This is a genomic window from Parabacteroides sp. AF39-10AC, assembly GCF_003635405.1.
GTDB lineage: Bacteria > Bacteroidota > Bacteroidia > Bacteroidales > Tannerellaceae > Parabacteroides > Parabacteroides distasonis.
In genome coordinates this window covers 1-17,869 of the sequence record NZ_QTLP01000001.1, presented here as the reverse complement: position 1 = coordinate 17,869, position 17,869 = coordinate 1, and the positions used below count along the sequence as shown (strand labels likewise).

13 protein-coding genes, 2 pseudogenes and 1 riboswitch are annotated in these 17,869 nt (G+C 45.7%); of the genes and pseudogenes, 11 read left to right on the top strand and 4 right to left on the bottom strand.

The genetic code is table 11. The annotated features are described in order from the left end of the window. Positions 1-2: 2 nt before the first annotated feature. Positions 3-1,160, bottom strand: coding sequence for an MFS transporter (locus DW033_RS00070; protein WP_048927260.1), 1,158 nt, complete (start codon positions 1,158-1,160; stop codon positions 3-5). 114 nt (positions 1,161-1,274) lie between these two features. On the opposite strand from DW033_RS00070, the gene DW033_RS00065 reads away from it, so the two are divergent. From DW033_RS00065 to DW033_RS00055, 3 genes and pseudogenes are all read left to right on the top strand, one after another. Further along, positions 1,275-1,679 carry an HsmA family protein gene (locus DW033_RS00065; protein WP_048927261.1) on the top strand — a complete coding sequence of 135 codons (405 nt, stop codon included), beginning with the start codon at positions 1,275-1,277 and terminating at the stop codon, positions 1,677-1,679. A 139-nt stretch (positions 1,680-1,818) separates the two neighbouring features. Next, positions 1,819-1,965, top strand: a pseudogene (locus DW033_RS00060) (cytochrome-c peroxidase); the annotation flags it as partial. Between the two features lie 72 nt (positions 1,966-2,037). After that, positions 2,038-3,777, top strand: coding sequence for a thiamine pyrophosphate-dependent enzyme (locus DW033_RS00055; protein WP_048927262.1), 1,740 nt, complete (start codon positions 2,038-2,040; stop codon positions 3,775-3,777). A gap of 4 nt (positions 3,778-3,781) precedes the next feature. Here the strand turns inward: DW033_RS00055 and DW033_RS00050 are convergent, their stop codons facing one another. Beyond that, positions 3,782-4,885, bottom strand: a complete 1,104-nt coding sequence (locus tag DW033_RS00050) for a Gfo/Idh/MocA family protein (RefSeq protein ID WP_048927263.1) — start codon at positions 4,883-4,885, stop codon at positions 3,782-3,784. Positions 4,886-4,993: 108 nt separating this feature from the next. Here DW033_RS00050 and proS point away from each other — a divergent pair, with 108 nt between their 5' ends. After that, complete coding sequence (gene proS / locus DW033_RS00045) at positions 4,994-6,475, top strand: proline--tRNA ligase (protein ID WP_005862574.1); 1,482 nt, start codon at positions 4,994-4,996, stop codon at positions 6,473-6,475. Between the two features lie 98 nt (positions 6,476-6,573). Here the strand turns inward: proS and DW033_RS00040 are convergent, their stop codons facing one another. Continuing rightward, entirely contained in the window at positions 6,574-8,241 is a 1,668-nt protein-coding gene (locus DW033_RS00040) for a formate--tetrahydrofolate ligase (protein WP_048927264.1), read from the bottom strand. Between the two features lie 393 nt (positions 8,242-8,634). Here DW033_RS00040 and DW033_RS00035 point away from each other — a divergent pair, with 393 nt between their 5' ends. Next, the gene (locus tag DW033_RS00035; protein ID WP_048927265.1) at positions 8,635-9,147 is read left to right on the top strand and encodes a hypothetical protein; all 513 of its coding nucleotides are present in this window, start codon (positions 8,635-8,637) and stop codon (positions 9,145-9,147) included. 48 nt (positions 9,148-9,195) lie between these two features. Here DW033_RS00035 and DW033_RS00030 read toward each other — a convergent pair whose 3' ends face one another. Next, positions 9,196-9,900, bottom strand: a complete 705-nt coding sequence (locus DW033_RS00030; protein WP_044546061.1) for a precorrin-2 C(20)-methyltransferase — start codon at positions 9,898-9,900, stop codon at positions 9,196-9,198. A 66-nt stretch (positions 9,901-9,966) separates the two neighbouring features. Next, positions 9,967-10,166, top strand: a riboswitch (cobalamin riboswitch). Positions 10,167-10,228: 62 nt separating this feature from the next. Here DW033_RS00030 and DW033_RS00025 point away from each other — a divergent pair. The 6 genes and pseudogenes from DW033_RS00025 to DW033_RS00005 all read left to right on the top strand — a co-directional run. Further along, entirely contained in the window at positions 10,229-11,392 is a 1,164-nt protein-coding gene (locus tag DW033_RS00025; RefSeq protein ID WP_122380547.1) for an ABC transporter substrate-binding protein, read from the top strand. A 9-nt stretch (positions 11,393-11,401) separates the two neighbouring features. Further along, positions 11,402-12,439, top strand: a complete 1,038-nt coding sequence (locus DW033_RS00020) for an iron ABC transporter permease (protein ID WP_044546063.1) — start codon at positions 11,402-11,404, stop codon at positions 12,437-12,439. 1 nt (position 12,440) lies between these two features. Beyond that, a complete protein-coding gene (locus tag DW033_RS00015) occupies positions 12,441-13,454 on the top strand; it encodes an ABC transporter ATP-binding protein (protein ID WP_008779842.1) in 1,014 nt (337 codons plus the stop codon). Between the two features lie 186 nt (positions 13,455-13,640). Continuing rightward, positions 13,641-13,739, top strand: a pseudogene (locus DW033_RS25255) (AraC family transcriptional regulator); the annotation flags it as partial. Between the two features lie 569 nt (positions 13,740-14,308). Beyond that, positions 14,309-16,696 (top strand): DUF4906 domain-containing protein, encoded by a 2,388-nt coding sequence (locus tag DW033_RS00010; RefSeq protein WP_233554114.1) that lies wholly within the window; start codon positions 14,309-14,311, stop codon positions 16,694-16,696. Between the two features lie 151 nt (positions 16,697-16,847). Beyond that, a partial coding sequence (locus DW033_RS00005) for an AAA family ATPase (protein ID WP_158595230.1) occupies positions 16,848-17,869 on the top strand: 1,022 nt, incomplete at its 3' end.

Sequence of the window (17,869 nt, the reverse complement as noted above, 5' to 3'; positions counted from 1 at the left end):
TTTTAATCTGCTTTACGGAATTGCAAAACTAAGAATAAAATTCCGGGTATGGCAATAATTCCGGCGGAAACTAACAGGGCGACACGTAAAGAATAGAAATCATTTAGCCAACCTATAAATGGGGCGATGGCAGCGAATATCAAGCGGATCACAAAGTTACGGATCGACAAGACCGTAGCCCGCATCTCCGAGAAGGTCATTTGATTAATGTAACCTTTCAAAATCGGTGTGGCGAAGCCCCGGACTATATAGAAAATGAACAAGATCGCTAATCCCCAATAAGTAAGGTTATAAGCGAGCGATATATATCCACCTACGATTATAAGTAGTATAAACGTGTTTGATTTACGCATCCCGAAATACCGCTCTACCTGATCAGAATAGAGGGCGGACAATCCCACCGTCAGATTGAGCACGGTCCAAATAACACCGTAATAGGAGGTCGGGGTTTCCAACTTCATCAATACGGGCTGCACGAACCATGCCATCGTTAATGTAGCGGCTCCGATGATACCGGAGAACATGATGTTATAGCATAGCCTACGGTTCGTAACCAAGGAATATTTCAAAATGCGGAGAATCTCGGAAACCGGGTTCTGCACCTTACTCTTAGTATTGAATTCCTGCAAGGCGAACGCTGCCGGAATGCCGATAAAGGCGACAAACGCTTGGGCGTAAAACGGCAATCGCAAGGAATAAGCGGCCAGCAATCCACCGAATATCCCGGCGATGGCCTCGGCGAAATTACCGATCATCGTGATACGTCCCTCGTACCGCAAGTAAAGTTCTTCTTTTTTATATCGTACGGTTGTATCGTAGAGCAGCGCCGAATCCGCTCCGTTTACCAAGGTTTGCCCGGTTCCCAACAGGATCTCGGCAAAGAGAAATGCCGTGAAAGTGGAGGTGAAAGAATAACATAGGTACCCACCAAAGAACAGTATACAACCTAGAATCAAGCATTTCTTACGTCCCCATACGTCCGCTAGGTAGCCCGAGGGAATCTCCAAAGCGACAGCGGCGACCGAGTAGACACTCTTCAAAATAAATACGTCTTGCAATCCTAACCCATGATCCTCATAGAAAAGGACAATGATAGGCATTACGAGCGAGAACCATTTGGATAACTTGATCAGATAGAGAGCGAGTATATTTTGTTTCATATTTTTCAACGGGATTGCCCTGTCGTTTTTATTTAGACACGCGAATGTATGAATTCTTTGCCAATAGCCTGAACTTTTTTAGGAAGCTTCTGTTCTTTTTGAAAAAGGAAAAATATGGTATTCAATCAACTTGATATTCATTTACTGATTACGGCCATTTGTGTGATATCATCCGCCTTGATATGCTATACGATCGGGGTCTGGGGCGAGCGTTTCCAAGGACAGTTAAAAGCGTGGCATCTTTGGTTTTTTGTATTAGGACTTTATGCGGACGCTATTGGAACGGGCTTGATGGAGCATATCGCCCAGCTGACCCATCTGCATGATACGGCGCATACCGTAACGGGAATTATCGCTATTTGCTTGATGCTAATCCATGCGATCTGGGCGATTTGGACTTACTTTAAAGGTTCGTTAAAAGCCAAGCAGCATTTCAACAGATTTAGCATTGTTGTGTGGTTCATCTGGTTAATTCCTTATTGCATCGGTATCTACATGGGGATGTCTCTCCATAAATAGAGGCCATCGCTCATATATCTTGAGAAATAAATCGTACATTTGGTGATATGTTTACTATATGCCATATCCCGGAAAAAGGTTTTGCCGATAAATACGCCCGTATCACCTCGGAAGGGGTCGTGAAGTGTCTATTTAGCTTCATAATGTAAGGGATGTAGAGGATTTCCCCCCGGCGGAATATCCCGAGACCGTAAATAAGGATGAACTGGGGAACTTAGCTTTATCTCAGGAAGAGGAGACTGCGATTGTCGCTTTTTTACGAACATTGACGGATTGCATCAAATAAAAATCAGCCTTTCCAAAAACTTTCTCCAGCCCTTGATAGTTTTCTTATAAAATAAAAAGAAGAGTTTAAACTATGGCGAAGAAAGTTGCGGACCAGTTAGTGGATACGCTGGAAAAAGCAGGCGTACGACGTATATACGCCGTGACAGGCGATAGCCTGAATGAGGTGAACGAGGCTGTTCGGAAAAACGGCAGATTGCGGTGGATTCATGTCCGTCATGAGGAAACGGGGGCTTATGCCGCTGCGGCGGAGGCCCAGTTGACAGGCGAGTTGGCTTGTTGCGCAGGTAGTAGTGGCCCCGGGCATGTACATTTAATTAATGGGCTGTATGATGCCCAACGATCCGGAGCACGGGTCTTGGCGATCGCTTCCACGATCCCTTCCCGGGAGTTTGGTACGGAATATTTCCAAGAGACAAATACGATCAAATTATTCGATGATTGTAGCTATTATAACCAAGTAGCCACTACGCCGGAACAATTTCCCCGGATGCTTCAAGGCGCTATGCAAGCGGCGATCTCATCACGTGGGGTCGGGGTGATCGGACTTCCAGGTGACTTGGCGGCAGAGAATGCTACAGCGGGTTTGTCCTCTACCATTTCTTTTCCTACGCGACAACGGGTTTGTCCCGCCGAACAGGAAATCCGGGAATTAGCGGATTTGTTGAATAACGCAAAGAAAGTGACACTTTATTGTGGAATAGGGGCGAAAGATGCCCATCCGGAATTGGTGCAGTTGGCTAAATTACTGAATGCTCCGGTAGCCTATTCTTTCAAGGGTAAGATGGAGATCCAATACGATAATCCGAACGAGGTGGGGATGACCGGTCTATTGGGCATGCCTTCCGGCTATTATAGTATGCACGAGGCAGAGGTGTTGGTGTTGTTGGGAACCGATTTTCCATACGAGGCATTCATGCCAGAGAGCAACACGATCGTACAGGTGGATATCAATCCGAATCGTCTGGGGCGTCGTGCCAAGATACAAATGGGGCTTTGTGGCGATGTGAAGGATACTTTGGATGAGTTGATTCCGTTGATTCACCAGAAAGAAGATGATAGTTTCTTGCGGGAACAGTTGGCTAAATATGAGAAAGTTCGGGAAAATCTCCGTTCTGCCGCCGCTGTCCGGGGGAAAGAAGAGAAGATACAGCCAGAGTACGTGATCTCGGTCGTAGACGAGCTTAGCTCGGACGACGCCATATTTACCGTGGATACGGGTATGACTTGTGTATGGGGTGCCCGCTATTTGCAAGCTACGGGTATGCGGAAGATGTTGGGATCATTCAATCATGGCTCGATGGCGAACGCCATGCCGCAAGCGATAGGGGCGGCATTGGCTTACCCCGGTAGGCAAGTCGTTGCGTTGTGTGGTGATGGAGGTATCTCAATGTTGTTGGGCGACCTTGCTACGATCGTGCAATACCATTTGCCGATTAAATTAATCGTGTTTAATAACCGTTCCCTAGGAATGGTAAAACTTGAGATGGAGGTGGCTGGACTGCCGGATTGGCAGACCACGATGTTGAACCCGGATTTCGCCCGGGTAGCCCTTTCAATGGGAATGGCGGGCTACAACGTGATCAACCCCGACGATGTATTCCCCACCTTGCAGAAAGTGTTTAACGCTGACGGACCGGCCTTGGTTAACATCATGACCGATCCGAACGCATTAGCGATGCCTCCCAAGATTGAGTTCTCCCAAATGCTTGGTTTTGCCCAAACCATGTATAAGTTAATGATGGAGGGGCGAAGCAAGGAGGTCTTGGATACCATCGATACGAATCTAAAACATTGGAAAGAGGTGTTTTAAACTCTCAAAAGAGCTGGATAACCGCTTTAGATTTTGCGCTTTGAATGGCAGCGTCCAATATCCGCACTACCATTAGGTTATTCTCCAACGAGGAAAGGTCCGTGGGAGGTACGTCAATCTCTTTACGGACAGCGGCTTTCAAGAAATAAAAGGAATCATTATAAGGAGCGTTCAAGGAAGGTGCTATTTCTTGGCGCTCCTTTCCGTTGGTATAAATTCGCATTTCCTTAGGTGTATCTTGGTAGATATATCCTTTGTCGCCATAGATATGCATATCTTTTCTACCCATCGGCCAACACCATGATCCCATGATCTGGACGGTCGCGGAAGGATATTCCACGATAATAGTCGCGTCATCGTCTACCTTGGGATAAAGATTCGGTTTATTCTGCCGTAGTACGGCGTATACGCTAAGAGGCTTTTCATCTTTCATGAGACGGGTGGCTAAGTTGGCTCCGTAACATCCAAAATCGATAACCGCCCCGCCGCCATTCAGCACGGGGTCAGTTAACCAGTCCGTGAACTCTTTTCCGCAGTTGATCTCGAAGGGACCTTGATGCCCGTCGTATACGTTGATACGATCGATCTTCCCGATAGCACCGCTGTCGATAAGGCGGAATGCCTCATGGTTAGTATTATACCACGTAGTCTCGTAGTTGGTAAGCAACAAGATATTTTTCTCACGGGCGAGCGATGCCATTCGGGTAGCATGTTCGTTATTGACGGCCAATGGCTTTTCTACCATAACATGTATGCCTCTCGGTGCGCAAGCCTCTACCACACGAAGATGGTCGTGGATCGGCTCGTATACGATGACCGCCTCCGGATGGGTCTTATCCAGCATCTCGCCAAGGTCCGCATAGAATAGGTTAGGATCCAGCTTATCCCGCAGACCGTTATGTTCCCGTAAGTAATCATCTTTCTCGGCGACTCCTACAATCTTGAAATCGCCTCTATCCAAACGGCTTATCACCTCCCATAGATGTCCGTGGGATACCCCTGCCACGGCCAGTCGCAAAGGCTCTCCATCTTGCCCTTTCGCCGTGAGAGTTAAGAACGTAAATGTACATAACATAAGTAAGTAACGTGTGATCTTGTGTATATTCATGATATTATCTATATATAGTTTTTACAAAGATATACGATTATTTCTTACCTTTGCAACCCATTACTTATTCAGATTAAGGAAAACAGTATAATTTAGAAATATAAAGAAATGGCAAAAGAGCTGAAAGAACTTACACCGAGAAGTGTAAACTATTCGCAGTGGTACCAAGATTTGGTAATTAAGGCAGATTTGGCGGAGAATTCCGCCGTGCGTGGTTGTATGGTGATCAAGCCTTACGGATACGCTATCTGGGAGAAGATGCAACGTATCCTAGACGATATGTTCAAGGAAACCGGTCATGTGAACGCTTATTTCCCCTTGCTGATCCCGAAGTCTTTCTTAAGCAAAGAAGCTGAGCACGTAGAAGGGTTCGCCAAGGAGTGCGCCGTGGTTACTCACTATCGTTTGAAGACAAATCATGACGGTACGGGGGTTGTCGTAGATCCGGCAGCTAAACTGGAAGAGGAATTGATCATTCGCCCGACTTCGGAGACCATTATATGGAATACATACCGTAACTGGATTCAGTCTTACCGTGACCTGCCTATCTTGTGCAACCAATGGGCGAACGTGATGCGCTGGGAGATGCGTACTCGCTTGTTCCTTCGTACGGCTGAGTTCTTGTGGCAGGAAGGCCATACCGCTCACGCTACTCGTGAAGAAGCGGAGATAGAAGCTAAGAAGATGCAAGACGTTTATGCGAACTTCGCAGAGAATTATATGGCAATGCCGGTAATAAAGGGCGTGAAGTCTGAGAGCGAGCGTTTCGCCGGTGCTTTGGATACCTATACGATCGAGGCGATGATGCAGGATGGAAAAGCTTTGCAGGCGGGAACTTCCCATTTCTTGGGGCAGAACTTCGGTAAGGCTTTCGACGTTACTTTCATCGACAAGAACGGTAAGAGCGACTATGCTTGGGCTACTTCTTGGGGTGTTTCCACACGTTTGATCGGAGCGTTGATTATGTCTCACTCTGATGATAACGGTTTGGTATTGCCTCCACATTTGGCTCCGATACAGGTTGTGATCGTACCGATCTACCGTAGCGCTGAGCAATTGACGCAGATCAGCGAGAAGGTCGCTGGTATCGTGGCTAAATTGAAAGCGTTAGGCATTTCCGTGAAATATGATGACGCTGATAACAAGAAGCCGGGCTGGAAGTTCGCTGAGTACGAGTTAAAAGGTGTTCCCGTGCGTTTGGCTATGGGTGGTCGTGATTTGGAGAATAATACGATCGAAGTAATGCGCCGTGATACTTTGGAGAAGGAGACGATCACGTGTGATGGCATTGAGGAATACGTGAAGAATCTGTTGGAGGAAATCCAAGCGAATATCTTCAAGAAAGCGTACGATCACCGTGAGGCTAACATCATAAACGTAGATACGTATGAGGAATTTAAGGAGAAGATCGAGGATGGCGTCTTCATCATGGCCCACTGGGATGGAACCCCGGAAACAGAAGAATTGATCAAGAACGAGACGAAAGCTACGATCCGCTGTATTCCTTTAGCTGGTGATAAGACTCCGGGTAAGTGTATGGTGACAGGTAAACCGTCGGCTTGCCGGGTACTGTTCGCCAGAGCTTATTGATCGCCCCCCGGTTTCGGGGCGAGAGTGGTTATAAAAAAGGTACGCCTTACTGAATGTGTGAGGCGTACCTTTTTTTATTTAAATTGTTTTACTGTCTATTAACTCAATCCCTCAATCATGCCATCCACGATATCGATCTTTCGGGCTTGCGGCTCTTTAGGGAGCCCCGGCATACGCATGATCTCGCCCATGACGACAACGATCATCTCGGCTCCGTTATTGATGATTACATCTCGTACTTTTAGTTCGAAATCCTTGGCGACCCCATAAGCTTTCGGATCGGAAGAGAATGAATATTGAGTCTTGGCGATACAGATCGGATAATGGGAAATACCCAAGCTTTCGATCTGACGCAATTTTTTATCGGCCAAAGTCGTATAAACAATCGAAGAGGCTCCGTATATCTTCTGGGCCACTTTTTGTACCTTCGTACGGATCGGATCATTCAGATCATATGTATATTGTAAAGGAGCGGAAGGATGATTTTCGATCGTATCAACCACTAAGCGGGCAAGTTCCGTACCCCCTTCACCTCCTTCAGAGAAAACGTTATTCATGGCGAATCCAACCCCTTTTTCCTTGCAATGCTCAGCCACTAAAGCGATCTCCTCGTCCGTATCGGTAGCGAAACGGTTGAAAGTCACGATTACTTGCTGTCCGAAGCTCTTCATATTCTCAATGTGTTTATCTAAGTTAGTGAATCCGTTCTTTAATCCTTCGATATTCGGTTCCTTGATTTCTTTTTCAGGAACGCCACCATGAAGTTTTAAGCTCTGGGCAGTCGCTACGATGACTGTCAGTTTCGGTGAAAGCCCCGCTTTTCTACATTTGATATTAAAGAATTTCTCTGCGCCCAGATCAGCGCCGAAACCAGCCTCCGTAATCACATAATCTCCATAAGTAAGAGCCATTTGGGTGGCCAATATGGAATTACATCCATGGGCGATATTAGCGAAAGGACCTCCATGTACAAATGCGGGAGTATTCTCCGTTGTTTGTACTAGGTTCGGCAGTAATGCGTCTTTTAGCAATACGGTAATAGCTCCGGCTATGCCAAGATCATTTACCGTGAAAGGCTTATCTTCGTTTGTATAACCCAATAAAATATTTCCGACACGTCGTTTCAAATCCTCTATATCCGTAGCCAAGCAAAGGATCGCCATGATCTCTGAAGCGGGAGTGATGTCAAATCCGGTCTCGGTAGGGACACCGTTCGCCGAGCCGCCTAGACCCGATACGATGTTACGTAAGCTACGGTCGTTTACGTCAAGAACCCGTTTCCATTTGATCTCCTTTAACCCCTCGCAGGTGTTGCGAGTCTGATAAATATAGTTATCCAATAAAGCGGTAATCATATTGTGGGCGGAAGTAACCGCATGAAAATCCCCTGTAAAATGCAAGTTGATGTTTTCCATAGGAAGCACTTGGGCATATCCACCTCCGGCAGCACCACCTTTCATGCCGAAACACGGGCCAAGAGACGGCTCACGTAAAGCGACCACCGCTTTCTTCCCTATTTTATTCAGACCTAAAGCCAGACCGATCGAAACCGTAGTCTTTCCGATTCCCGCTTTAGTGGGAGTGATAGCGGTCACTAAAATTAAATTATGCTGGTCCATTTGCTTTTTATCGATCAAATGGATAGGAACCTTGGCAATATACCTGCCATAATTTTGTACTTCCTCACGAGGGATACCTAACGTTGTCGCAACTTCCTTAATTTTACGCAAGTCTGTTTCTCTTGCTATCTCAATGTCCGATTTCATGTGCTTTATGTAAGTTTATATAGTTTGAACAAAGTAAATCTAATTTATTATAATAACAAAATGATACGGAACAAGGTTTTCCCCCTTTATGGAATAATAAGATTGTGTTATTTTGATATTTTTGTGCGAAGATGGCGATGATCTTGCTTTTTGTGATAGCTGTTAGGCTTGAAATTAAACTTTTTGTAAAGTGAACTTTGCAAAAATCATACGTTTTGCTTGTCGCACTCTTAAAGAATTATAAAATAGTCTTTAAAATTATCCATCTATGATAATTTGATTAATTTTGTGGTGTCGCAACGATAAAAAGAAAGATAAAATGATTTGAGTGTGATAAATTGAAACAGATAAGAGATTAATAACATTAGCAATATAATATGTAAATTTAAGGTTATGTCAACAGTAAGATTTAGTCAGGTTACATTTGCTACTAAATCGTGGGTAGCAGAAGCATGGGAAAAGATGGTAGTGGAATTGTTTAGCGGCCGTGTCGTAGCGGAAGTCAAACAATTGGATGAAGTATGTGAATCAAAGTGGGAAGTAGAATTGAAGAAGCTTCAAAACGAGGTTCATTCTTTATGTCATCATGCGATCCATCAATTGCTCCCGATAGCCGGCTCTTATCAACAGGCATTACTGGATGACGTTGCCCAAGCCTATACGGTATACGCTCCGGAAGAAGCAGAGTCTATCTTCAACCGGGGAAACCAAGCGATCGAGGATATCAAAGGACATGTATCGGGTATTCGCTACAACGCTTGTAAAATGCGTGAGGCGAACCGTAAAGTAAGCGAGTTGGAAGATATGCACGCAAAAGCGATCATGTATCATAATTCAGTGAAACCTTATATGGATACACTTCGTTTCCATATCGATCAGCTTAAGCATATATTGCATGTAGCGTAATAAGATGGGCTGTCCGGGTTTGGTTACTCTCCGGGCAGCCTTCTTCTTTTAGCGAGGTTGGATAATCAGTAGGGAGAAATAGGGGAAATCCTTGGAATGTATAGTGGTGATATCAGTAGTATAATATTCTTTTCCTGTTCCAACATTCTCGAAATAATGAAAAACCGCCTTATCCGCATACTGCCGGATACAAGTATGAATAGCCTCTTGGCAACCCGGTAATTTCATGATGACGATGATCATTCCATTTTCTATTTTTGCCGAAAGTTCATCGAACGACGCAGTCCCGGGGATTACGTTAATTTGCTCCTCTTGTTTTACGATATGTATCCCGGCCAAGGCACCTGCCGCTATAAATGCCGGAATTCCTGCGATTCGATCGACCGGGATTCCTGCTTCCTCGAATTTATCGTATACATATTGTATAGATGAATAAAAACCAGCGTCTCCCTCGGCGACGATCACGATTTGTTTTCCTTTCAAATATTCAGCTTGGGCATCCAGAAACAATTCGTTATAAGCGTTTAACGCATCTGTCCGTTCCTTACTCATTGGCAAAATAAACGGATGGATCAAGGATTCGTCTACCTCAATAGCTTTCAATATATCCGTCGCCCGAGATATGATTCCATGCTTGCCTTGTGTAGCAGGACAATAGATAATATCAGCCTTTTGTAATGTTTTAAGCCCTTTCAGCGTAATTAATTCCGGATCACCGGGACCTAATGAGACGAAGTGAATAGGATGATTCATGTGTATCTGTTTTTATTTGAAACGCAAAAGTCCTTAAAATTGCGGATGTATACAAATATTCTTACTACTTTTGTCGCTGTAATAGGCTCCGCTTATCTCTTTTTCCGGGAGGCGGATTAAAAGGGAACCGGGTGAGAATCCCGGACAGACCACGCTGCTGTGAACTTCTAAACATTCGGACAATACCTTGGCCACTGGTTTCGTAATCGGGAAGGCGTCCAGAATGGAAGTAAGTCAGAAGACCTGCCGGTTCATAAATAAATGTTGCTGTCCCGTGGAGCAGGACGAGAGTAACTGTCAATGATCAACTGTCAATTAAACAAGGATTATGAATAAGTTTATAGCGGGTGGATGCTTGCTTTTATCGGTATTGACTTTATCATGTACTTCAGGTATCCGTGAAAAAGGAGAAATAGGGAAGACGGCTTCCGTAGAGCAATCCGCATTCTCGCAAGAGCAGGTTAAGCCTTTATACGCCCAAGGATTCAAGCTTACCTATGCGGATCAATATGTCTTGGCTGATATTCAAGATCCTCAAAACGAGGAAAGCACCACGTTTCATTATGCGTTCGTAAAAAGAGGTTCGAAACCCACGGGGATTCCCGTTGATTATACGATGATAGAGCTTCCCATCCGAAGCGTTATCTGTATGACTTCCCTGCAATTATCGAATTTTATTAAATTGGGTGCTTTGGATAAGGTCGTTGGGATTACCAGTACACGGCATTTGTTCAATAAAGAGATGAACGAACGCCTGAAAGAAGGTAAAACCGCAAAGATCGGTATAGAGGGAAATTTCGATAACGAGGTTATCATGAGTATGAATCCTGATTTGATCCTTGTATCGCCATTCAAGCGGGGAGGCTATGAGACGCTGAAAGACGTGGGTATCCCCTTGATTCCCCATTTGGGTTATAAGGAGACTACGCCATTGGGACAAGCTGAATGGATCAAGTTCATAGGCTTGTTGTTAGGGGTAGAGAAAGAGGGCAATGAGCGTTTTGCCGCCATTGAGAAGAGGTATAATGAATTAAAGGAACTTACGGCGGATGGCAAGGTTAAAAAACGTCCGATCGTTTTTAGTGGCGAGTTACGGGGTGGAAACTGGTATGCCGTAGGAGGAAAGAGTTTCTTGGCACAGCTTTTCAAGGATGCCGGCGCTGATTATTTCTTGAAAGACGATGAGCGATCCGGTGGTGTTACATTAGACTTCGAGACGGTCTATAACCAAGCGGACGATGCTGATTACTGGCGTATCGTGAATAGTTTCCCGGGAACGTTTAGCTATGAGGCATTGAAAGAGCAAGATCCTCGTTATGCGGATTTCCGTGCGTTCCGGGAGAAAGGGATTATCTATTGTAATATGAAGAACACGCCGTTTTATGAGAGTATGCCGACAGAACCGGAGATCGTCCTAGCGGATTTGCTTCATATCTTTCATCCGGATTTATTACCGGATCATGAGCCGGTCTATTATTCTCGACTTAAATAAGGAACACTGATGAGACATTCAAATACCCTATGGATGCTGGCGATTGTCACGGCTATTTTTGTTCTAATCTTTTTGAATTTGGTGTTGGGGTCAGTCTCTATTCCTCTTCAATCGGTTTGGCATATTATCTGGAATTCAGGAAATGAGCCTATTACATGGCAGAATATTATCTGGAAATCCCGACTACCACAGGCATTGACAGCGTTGGTAGCGGGAGCAGGCTTATCCATCAGCGGCTTACAGATGCAAACCGTTTTCCGTAATCCATTGGCCGGACCTTCGGTCTTAGGTATCAGTTCGGGAGCGAGCATGGGTGTCGCTTTTGTGGTGTTGTTAAGCGGTAGTTTAGGGGGCGTTGCCTTGAGTAAACTTGGTTTTATGGGGGAGATCGCCTTATCGATAGCGGCCGTGATCGGTTCCTTATCCGTGATGGCGCTGATCGTGTATGTTTCCCAAAAGGTAAAAGGAAATGTCACGTTGTTGATTATCGGTGTGATGATCGGTTACGTGGCAAACGCCGTGATCGGTGTACTTAAATTCTTTAGCGTCGAGGAGGATATCCGTGCATACGTGATTTGGGGATTGGGTAGTTTCGCCCGTGTTTCCGGTAATCAGATGACGTTGTTCGTGATTCTTATGACAATCTTGATCCCTCTCTCGTTCCTGCTTATCAAGACCATGAACTTGATGCTTCTTGGGGATAGCTACGCACGCAATTTGGGACTTAATATCAAGCGGGCCCGTTTGTTGGTTATCACCTCGGCCGGGGTCCTTACGGCGATTGTCACGGCTTATTGCGGACCTATTATCTTCTTGGGGCTAGCCGTTCCGCATTTATGCCGGGCCATATTTCAAACTTCCGACCATCGGATTTTAATGCCTGCGGTCTTATTCGCAGGTGCGGCGTTGGCGTTGATCTGTAATTTGATCGCCCGTATGCCGGGGTTCGAGGGAGCGTTACCTGTCAACTCGGTAACCGCTTTAGTAGGTGCTCCTGTAGTGGCTTCGGTATTATTTAGAAAACGAAAGAATGAATTGAACGAGTAAGATGAAACAAGATACGATTCATATTAACGGACTTTCGATCGGTTACCATTCTAAGAGTAGTACAAAGCTGGTAGCTAAAGGTATACACTCTACGATCTATAGTGGTGAATTAACCTGTTTGCTGGGTGCTAACGGGGTGGGGAAGTCTACTTTATTGCGCACGTTATCGGCTTTCCAACCTAAATTAGATGGGGAAATATTGGTCCTAGGAAAAGATATAGATGCTTATTCCGATAAGGAATTGAGCACCACGATCGGTGTCGTGCTGACCGATAAATGTGAGATCCGGAATATGTTGGTACGGGAATTGGTCGGGATGGGACGTAGCCCGTATACCGGCTTCTGGGGCAAGTTGAGCAAGGATGATAAGCGGATCGTGGAAGAATCCATCGCCCTTGTCCGCATTGAGGAACTAGCATCCCGCATGGTCCATACCTTATCGGATGGAGAACGCCAGAAAGTGATGATCGCTAAGGCGCTCGCTCAGGAGACTCCGGTTATTTACTTGGATGAACCTACCGCATTCCTTGATTTTCCCAGCAAGGTAGAGATTATGCAATTACTCCATCATCTAACCCGGAAAACGAATAAGACGATATTTATGTCCACTCACGATTTGGAGCTGGCTCTCCAGATATCGGATAAGATCTGGTTAATGGACAAAGCGAATGGTATCTCTACCGGTACCCCCGAGGATTTGGCATTGAGTGGTCATCTAAGCAATTTCTTCGCCCGGAAAGGGATTGTTTTCGATAAGGATACCGGATTATTCCGTATAGATAATCAATTCTCCCGACAGATCCGCCTCGTTGGACATGGCCAGAAATACGCTATGGTGCGTAAAGCGCTCCAGCGAAACGGAATTTTGGCGAATCGGGAAGTGGAATCGAATATCTGGATTGAGACTGGCGATTTAAAGACCACCCACTTTATCATCCATGAGACTTCCGGCGGTACCTATATCACCCAAACGATAGAAGAATTACTTGCCTATTTTGATACTGAAAAATCATAACTATGAAATTTTCAATTCATAACTATGTTTTTCTTCATTCATAGTTATGAATTTTTTCCATTCAAATCCATTGTTTTAAAGTAAGCTAGCTTCGTCGGCTTTCCTGTAATTGCTTGAAAGATACATACAACTTTAATTCCACCATTCCTGTCACTTCTACGGCTGTGTGGAGTACAGGTGTTGTATAAGCATACGAAATCACTGATTACAGACAATATAAAACTCCTACTTGATTATTGTGAGCGGTTCTATGACCGTCAATTCGAAACGCGGGAGAATGTGAATCAATTCAACGTCATGTAACAATATGAAGTTTGCATGTATGGATCTTTACACGGTTCTTCCGTCGGGAATCGTGCTAGCTCGTGCGTGCCTTTCCGGACAGTAAGTCCTAAATGTTAAATGAGTAGTGAGATGTAAAGAGACAAACGGTAAAAAAAACGATAATGTAAAATGAATCGAAAAATAGAAGTGATTGAGAATAAAGAAGTAGGGAGAAAAAAAATGTCTCTTTCTTACGTAGAAAGAGACAACTTTCAGAATGACGGATAAATATCCGTTTTCGGGTGTAAAAGTAGCTCAAATTGCTGATAAAGGCAAGGAGAGTGCTTAAATCTTTTATCAAAATTTAAAAAGACAAACAATAGTGAGCCGTCGAGCGTGACGTGCCTTGTCCTATTAACATTTCCAAGGGATTGAAAAACAGCGGATAAAGAGCGATTTCTCTTTATTGTCTCTTTCTACGTAAGAAAGAGACAGCGTGTTTGAAGCAAAAAAATGTGAAATGTAGTAGTGAAAAAGCACGTGCAGGTATGGAGGTCATAGGAATAAAATTACAAAAAGCAGTATTGATCATGATGTCAATAGTATGGATGTTAGGAATGTCAAGTTGCGAGGATCGTCTCGATACGCCCCGTCCATCTACGGGTGGAGGCAAGACGGTGGAGGTATCCTTATGCGTGGGTATCGCCGACGAGGTGGATGCCGGCTCTTTGGAGGCTGGACCACCCACGACTAAGGTCATAGGGAGCGGTGGAAAGGCAGGCTTCGACGTGCGGTTGGTCCCCGCCAGCCGTACCAAGGCTGGGGGAGACGATGCTTTGGCTACCGTCAAGCCGGATAAACTTTACGGCTTGGAGGTCTGGCAATATGATACGAACGGTAATTTCAAGTCGGGGAAAGGGCTAAGCATTGGAGATGTAGAGATCGGTTCCTCATTCACGGTAACCTTGGATGCCTTGACCGATTGCCAATTGGTGATAATCGCCCGAGGCAAAAAAAATTCCACCTACACAGTCGGATCCCTTAGCGGGAAAAGTCTTTCCGAGGTACAGGGCACGACTGCCACCGCTTCCGCTATCGAGGGCATAACCGCCAGTGCCTACGAAACGGATAAGTCTGTAATCAACGCTATGCCATACATCTTGCACCTTCCGAAAGTGAAGGTCGTGAACGACGGCGGTGCTTACAAGATTCAAAGTCCTGACGGTACGGATATCCGTATCCTCCTTCGCCGGTTAGCTACCCGGTTGACACTGAATTGGAAGAATTTCCCTCAGAAAACCGGCTATGAGTTAGAGCAAGTCTTGCTCCAATCCATTCCCGTGGAGTATAAGTTGTTGAGACCAGAGAATACGGATACCTATCCCTCTCTATTGGATCAATACGCCACTATACAAGTAGAGAACGTATCGGACGAAGGGCGTTATTCCTGCTGGATCCCTTCCTTGGTACGTGGGGAGAGCACGGCCGCCACCTCCGATTATTATCGTACGAAAGCAAACGCCCCCAAGGGTAGCGCTTACGCCACGTTCATCTCCCGTTTCGTAACGGGAGGCGGTGGCGATAGCCAAAAGAAACTAAAGTACCGGGTCTATCTGGGTGGTAGTGTGAGCAAGGAATTCAACTTACTCGATAATACGAACTATATATATAATGTAACGATGTCGCATACTAAGCTCCCTGTGGACGACCGACGCGTCACGATCATCGACCCGATCCCAGCCTCTAGCAATAATGACAATCTGGTGCCTACGGCCAACTGTTTCATGGTGGTACCGGGTGGGGCTTTTTGCTTCAATCCCTATAAATATACGGTGAATGGTGTAACCGTAGATAATACCGTGATGCAGGGGACGGATTGGTGCGATGTCAGTGGCGAGATGATCTCGACTCCCATCAAATCAGTGAAGGTACTCTGGCAAACCTTGGAGGATGGTGATCTTGGCGATCCGGTACTTGGAGTCGTGAATAGTAGCGAAGACCATACGAATATCGTAGAGCTAAGGAACGGCTCCAGTCTCACGGATGCCCGTATCTATTGCCGTGTGGCCCCGAACACGAGCGGGGGCAGCGGAGTAATCGCCGCTTACGATGATGAGAACGGGACGGGTAATATCCTTTGGAGCTGGCATGTTTGGGTAACAGACTACGCTCCGTCTGCCATAGGGACGGAGACCGTATTGGAAAAGAATAAGAGAAAGTTCGTCCTAACGAATGGCACTACCACTACGCAGCCTCTCATGGATCGTAGCCTGGGGGCTTACGAAGGCTATGTGCAAGTTCCCGGAACTACTTTAGAGATGTCCCGTGTCGGTGGTTTTTACTATCAGCATGGGCGTAAAGACCCGCTTCCCGGCGCTTATACATCAGAACAATTACCTAATAAATATACCTTCACGTTAAATGCGGTGACACCTCCGAAGAACTGTCTGAACCGGTATTTACCGGATGGTTTTAACTGGCTGATACCGGAAATGAAGTCGAGAACTTCACTTCGTAACGCATATAAAAATCCACAGTTCCAAATTGCTGGAGCGAGTGGACAAGGTTGGTGCTCGGACGCAGCCCAGCCAGCTTGGGGTAGCACGAAAACAGTACACGATCCTTGTCCTGCAGGTTGGAGAGTACCTAGTAAGGCTGAACTTGAACCATTGACGGCACTTAATACGAGTATTCCTTCATCTGCGGTGAAGGAGGGAGGACTCCTTTTACGATACGATGCGGATCAGTCCCATCTGACATATATTCGATTTACGGGCTATCCCCCAATGCCTACGCAATTGAATGACGTAGGATTTTCCGGATACATGGGTACTTTTGATAGATCTGGTGGATCAAGACAAGTATTTACCGTGAGTCGGGGCGGTGGAATTATTGAAAGTCAGGCCGGTATTTGTTTCACGGCAAAACAAGTGTACGACGCTCATTCGATCCGCTGCATACAAGAACGGACGGATTGATACGACGAACCATAAAGGCTCCCCCACGTGCCTTGCCGCAAACGCTGGGGGAAACGTTCTTTGACATGATGAGATTAATAAGGAAAAGTGATAATCGCTGTTATCATATAAATTGTTATATTTGTATTCACTACTCAAAATAGTGATACTTATGGAAACGAGAAGACTACCGATCGGCATCAGCGATTACAAGAAAATGATAGATGAGGGCTATTATTATGTGGATAAGACCGATTTTATCCGTCAAATAATAGAAGAAGGCGCTTTGATCACGCTTCTTCCCCGTCCGCGTCGCTTCGGCAAGACGCTGAACCTTTCGATGCTGCGGTACTTCTTCGAGAAGACGGATGGTAACGTGTTCCGTCCGTTGTTCGACGGCAAGCGTATCCGGGAGTGGAAGGATTTCGATAAGCATCAAGGTCAATACCCTGTGATCATGTTAACGTTGAAGGACTGCAAGGCGGATACGTTCGAGGACACGTTGGTCAGAATAGGCTATGAGTTGAAAAACGAGTTTACTCGCCATGCTTACTTGCTCGATTCTCCTAAGATGCGGCCTAATTACTTGGATGACTTTATGGCACTTTATGAGGGCAAGGCTTCCCGGGGACAATTAGAGGGTTCGATCCGCTTGCTATCCGAACTGTTGACGCTCCATTGGGGCATGCCCCCTCTGGTATTGCTCGATGAGTATGACACCCCCATTCATGTGGCTTTCGACAAGGGCTTTTATGATCGGATGATCGTCTTCATGCGTAATTTGATGTCAATGGTTTTCAAGGATAATACGTCCATCTTCCGGGGGGTGATCACGGGTATCCTCCGTGTAAGCAAGGAGTCGATCTTTAGCGGGCTGAACAATATCGACGTGGATACCTTGCTGGATCGTCCGATGAGTACGGCGTTTGGCTTCACGCAAGTGGATGTCGACACGCTGCTCGACTCATACTCGTTGGGTGATCAGAAGTCAGAGGTCAAGCACTGGTATAACGGTTACTTGTTCGGGAATGAGGTGGTCTATAATCCATGGTCTGTATTGAACTATATAAATAAAGGTGGTGTCTTTGCCCCTTACTGGGTGAATACGGGCTCAGACGTGTTGCTTCGTCATTTGATAGCGGAGGGCCCCTCCCAAGTACGGAAGGGAATCGAGACGCTTGTCCAAGGCGGTAG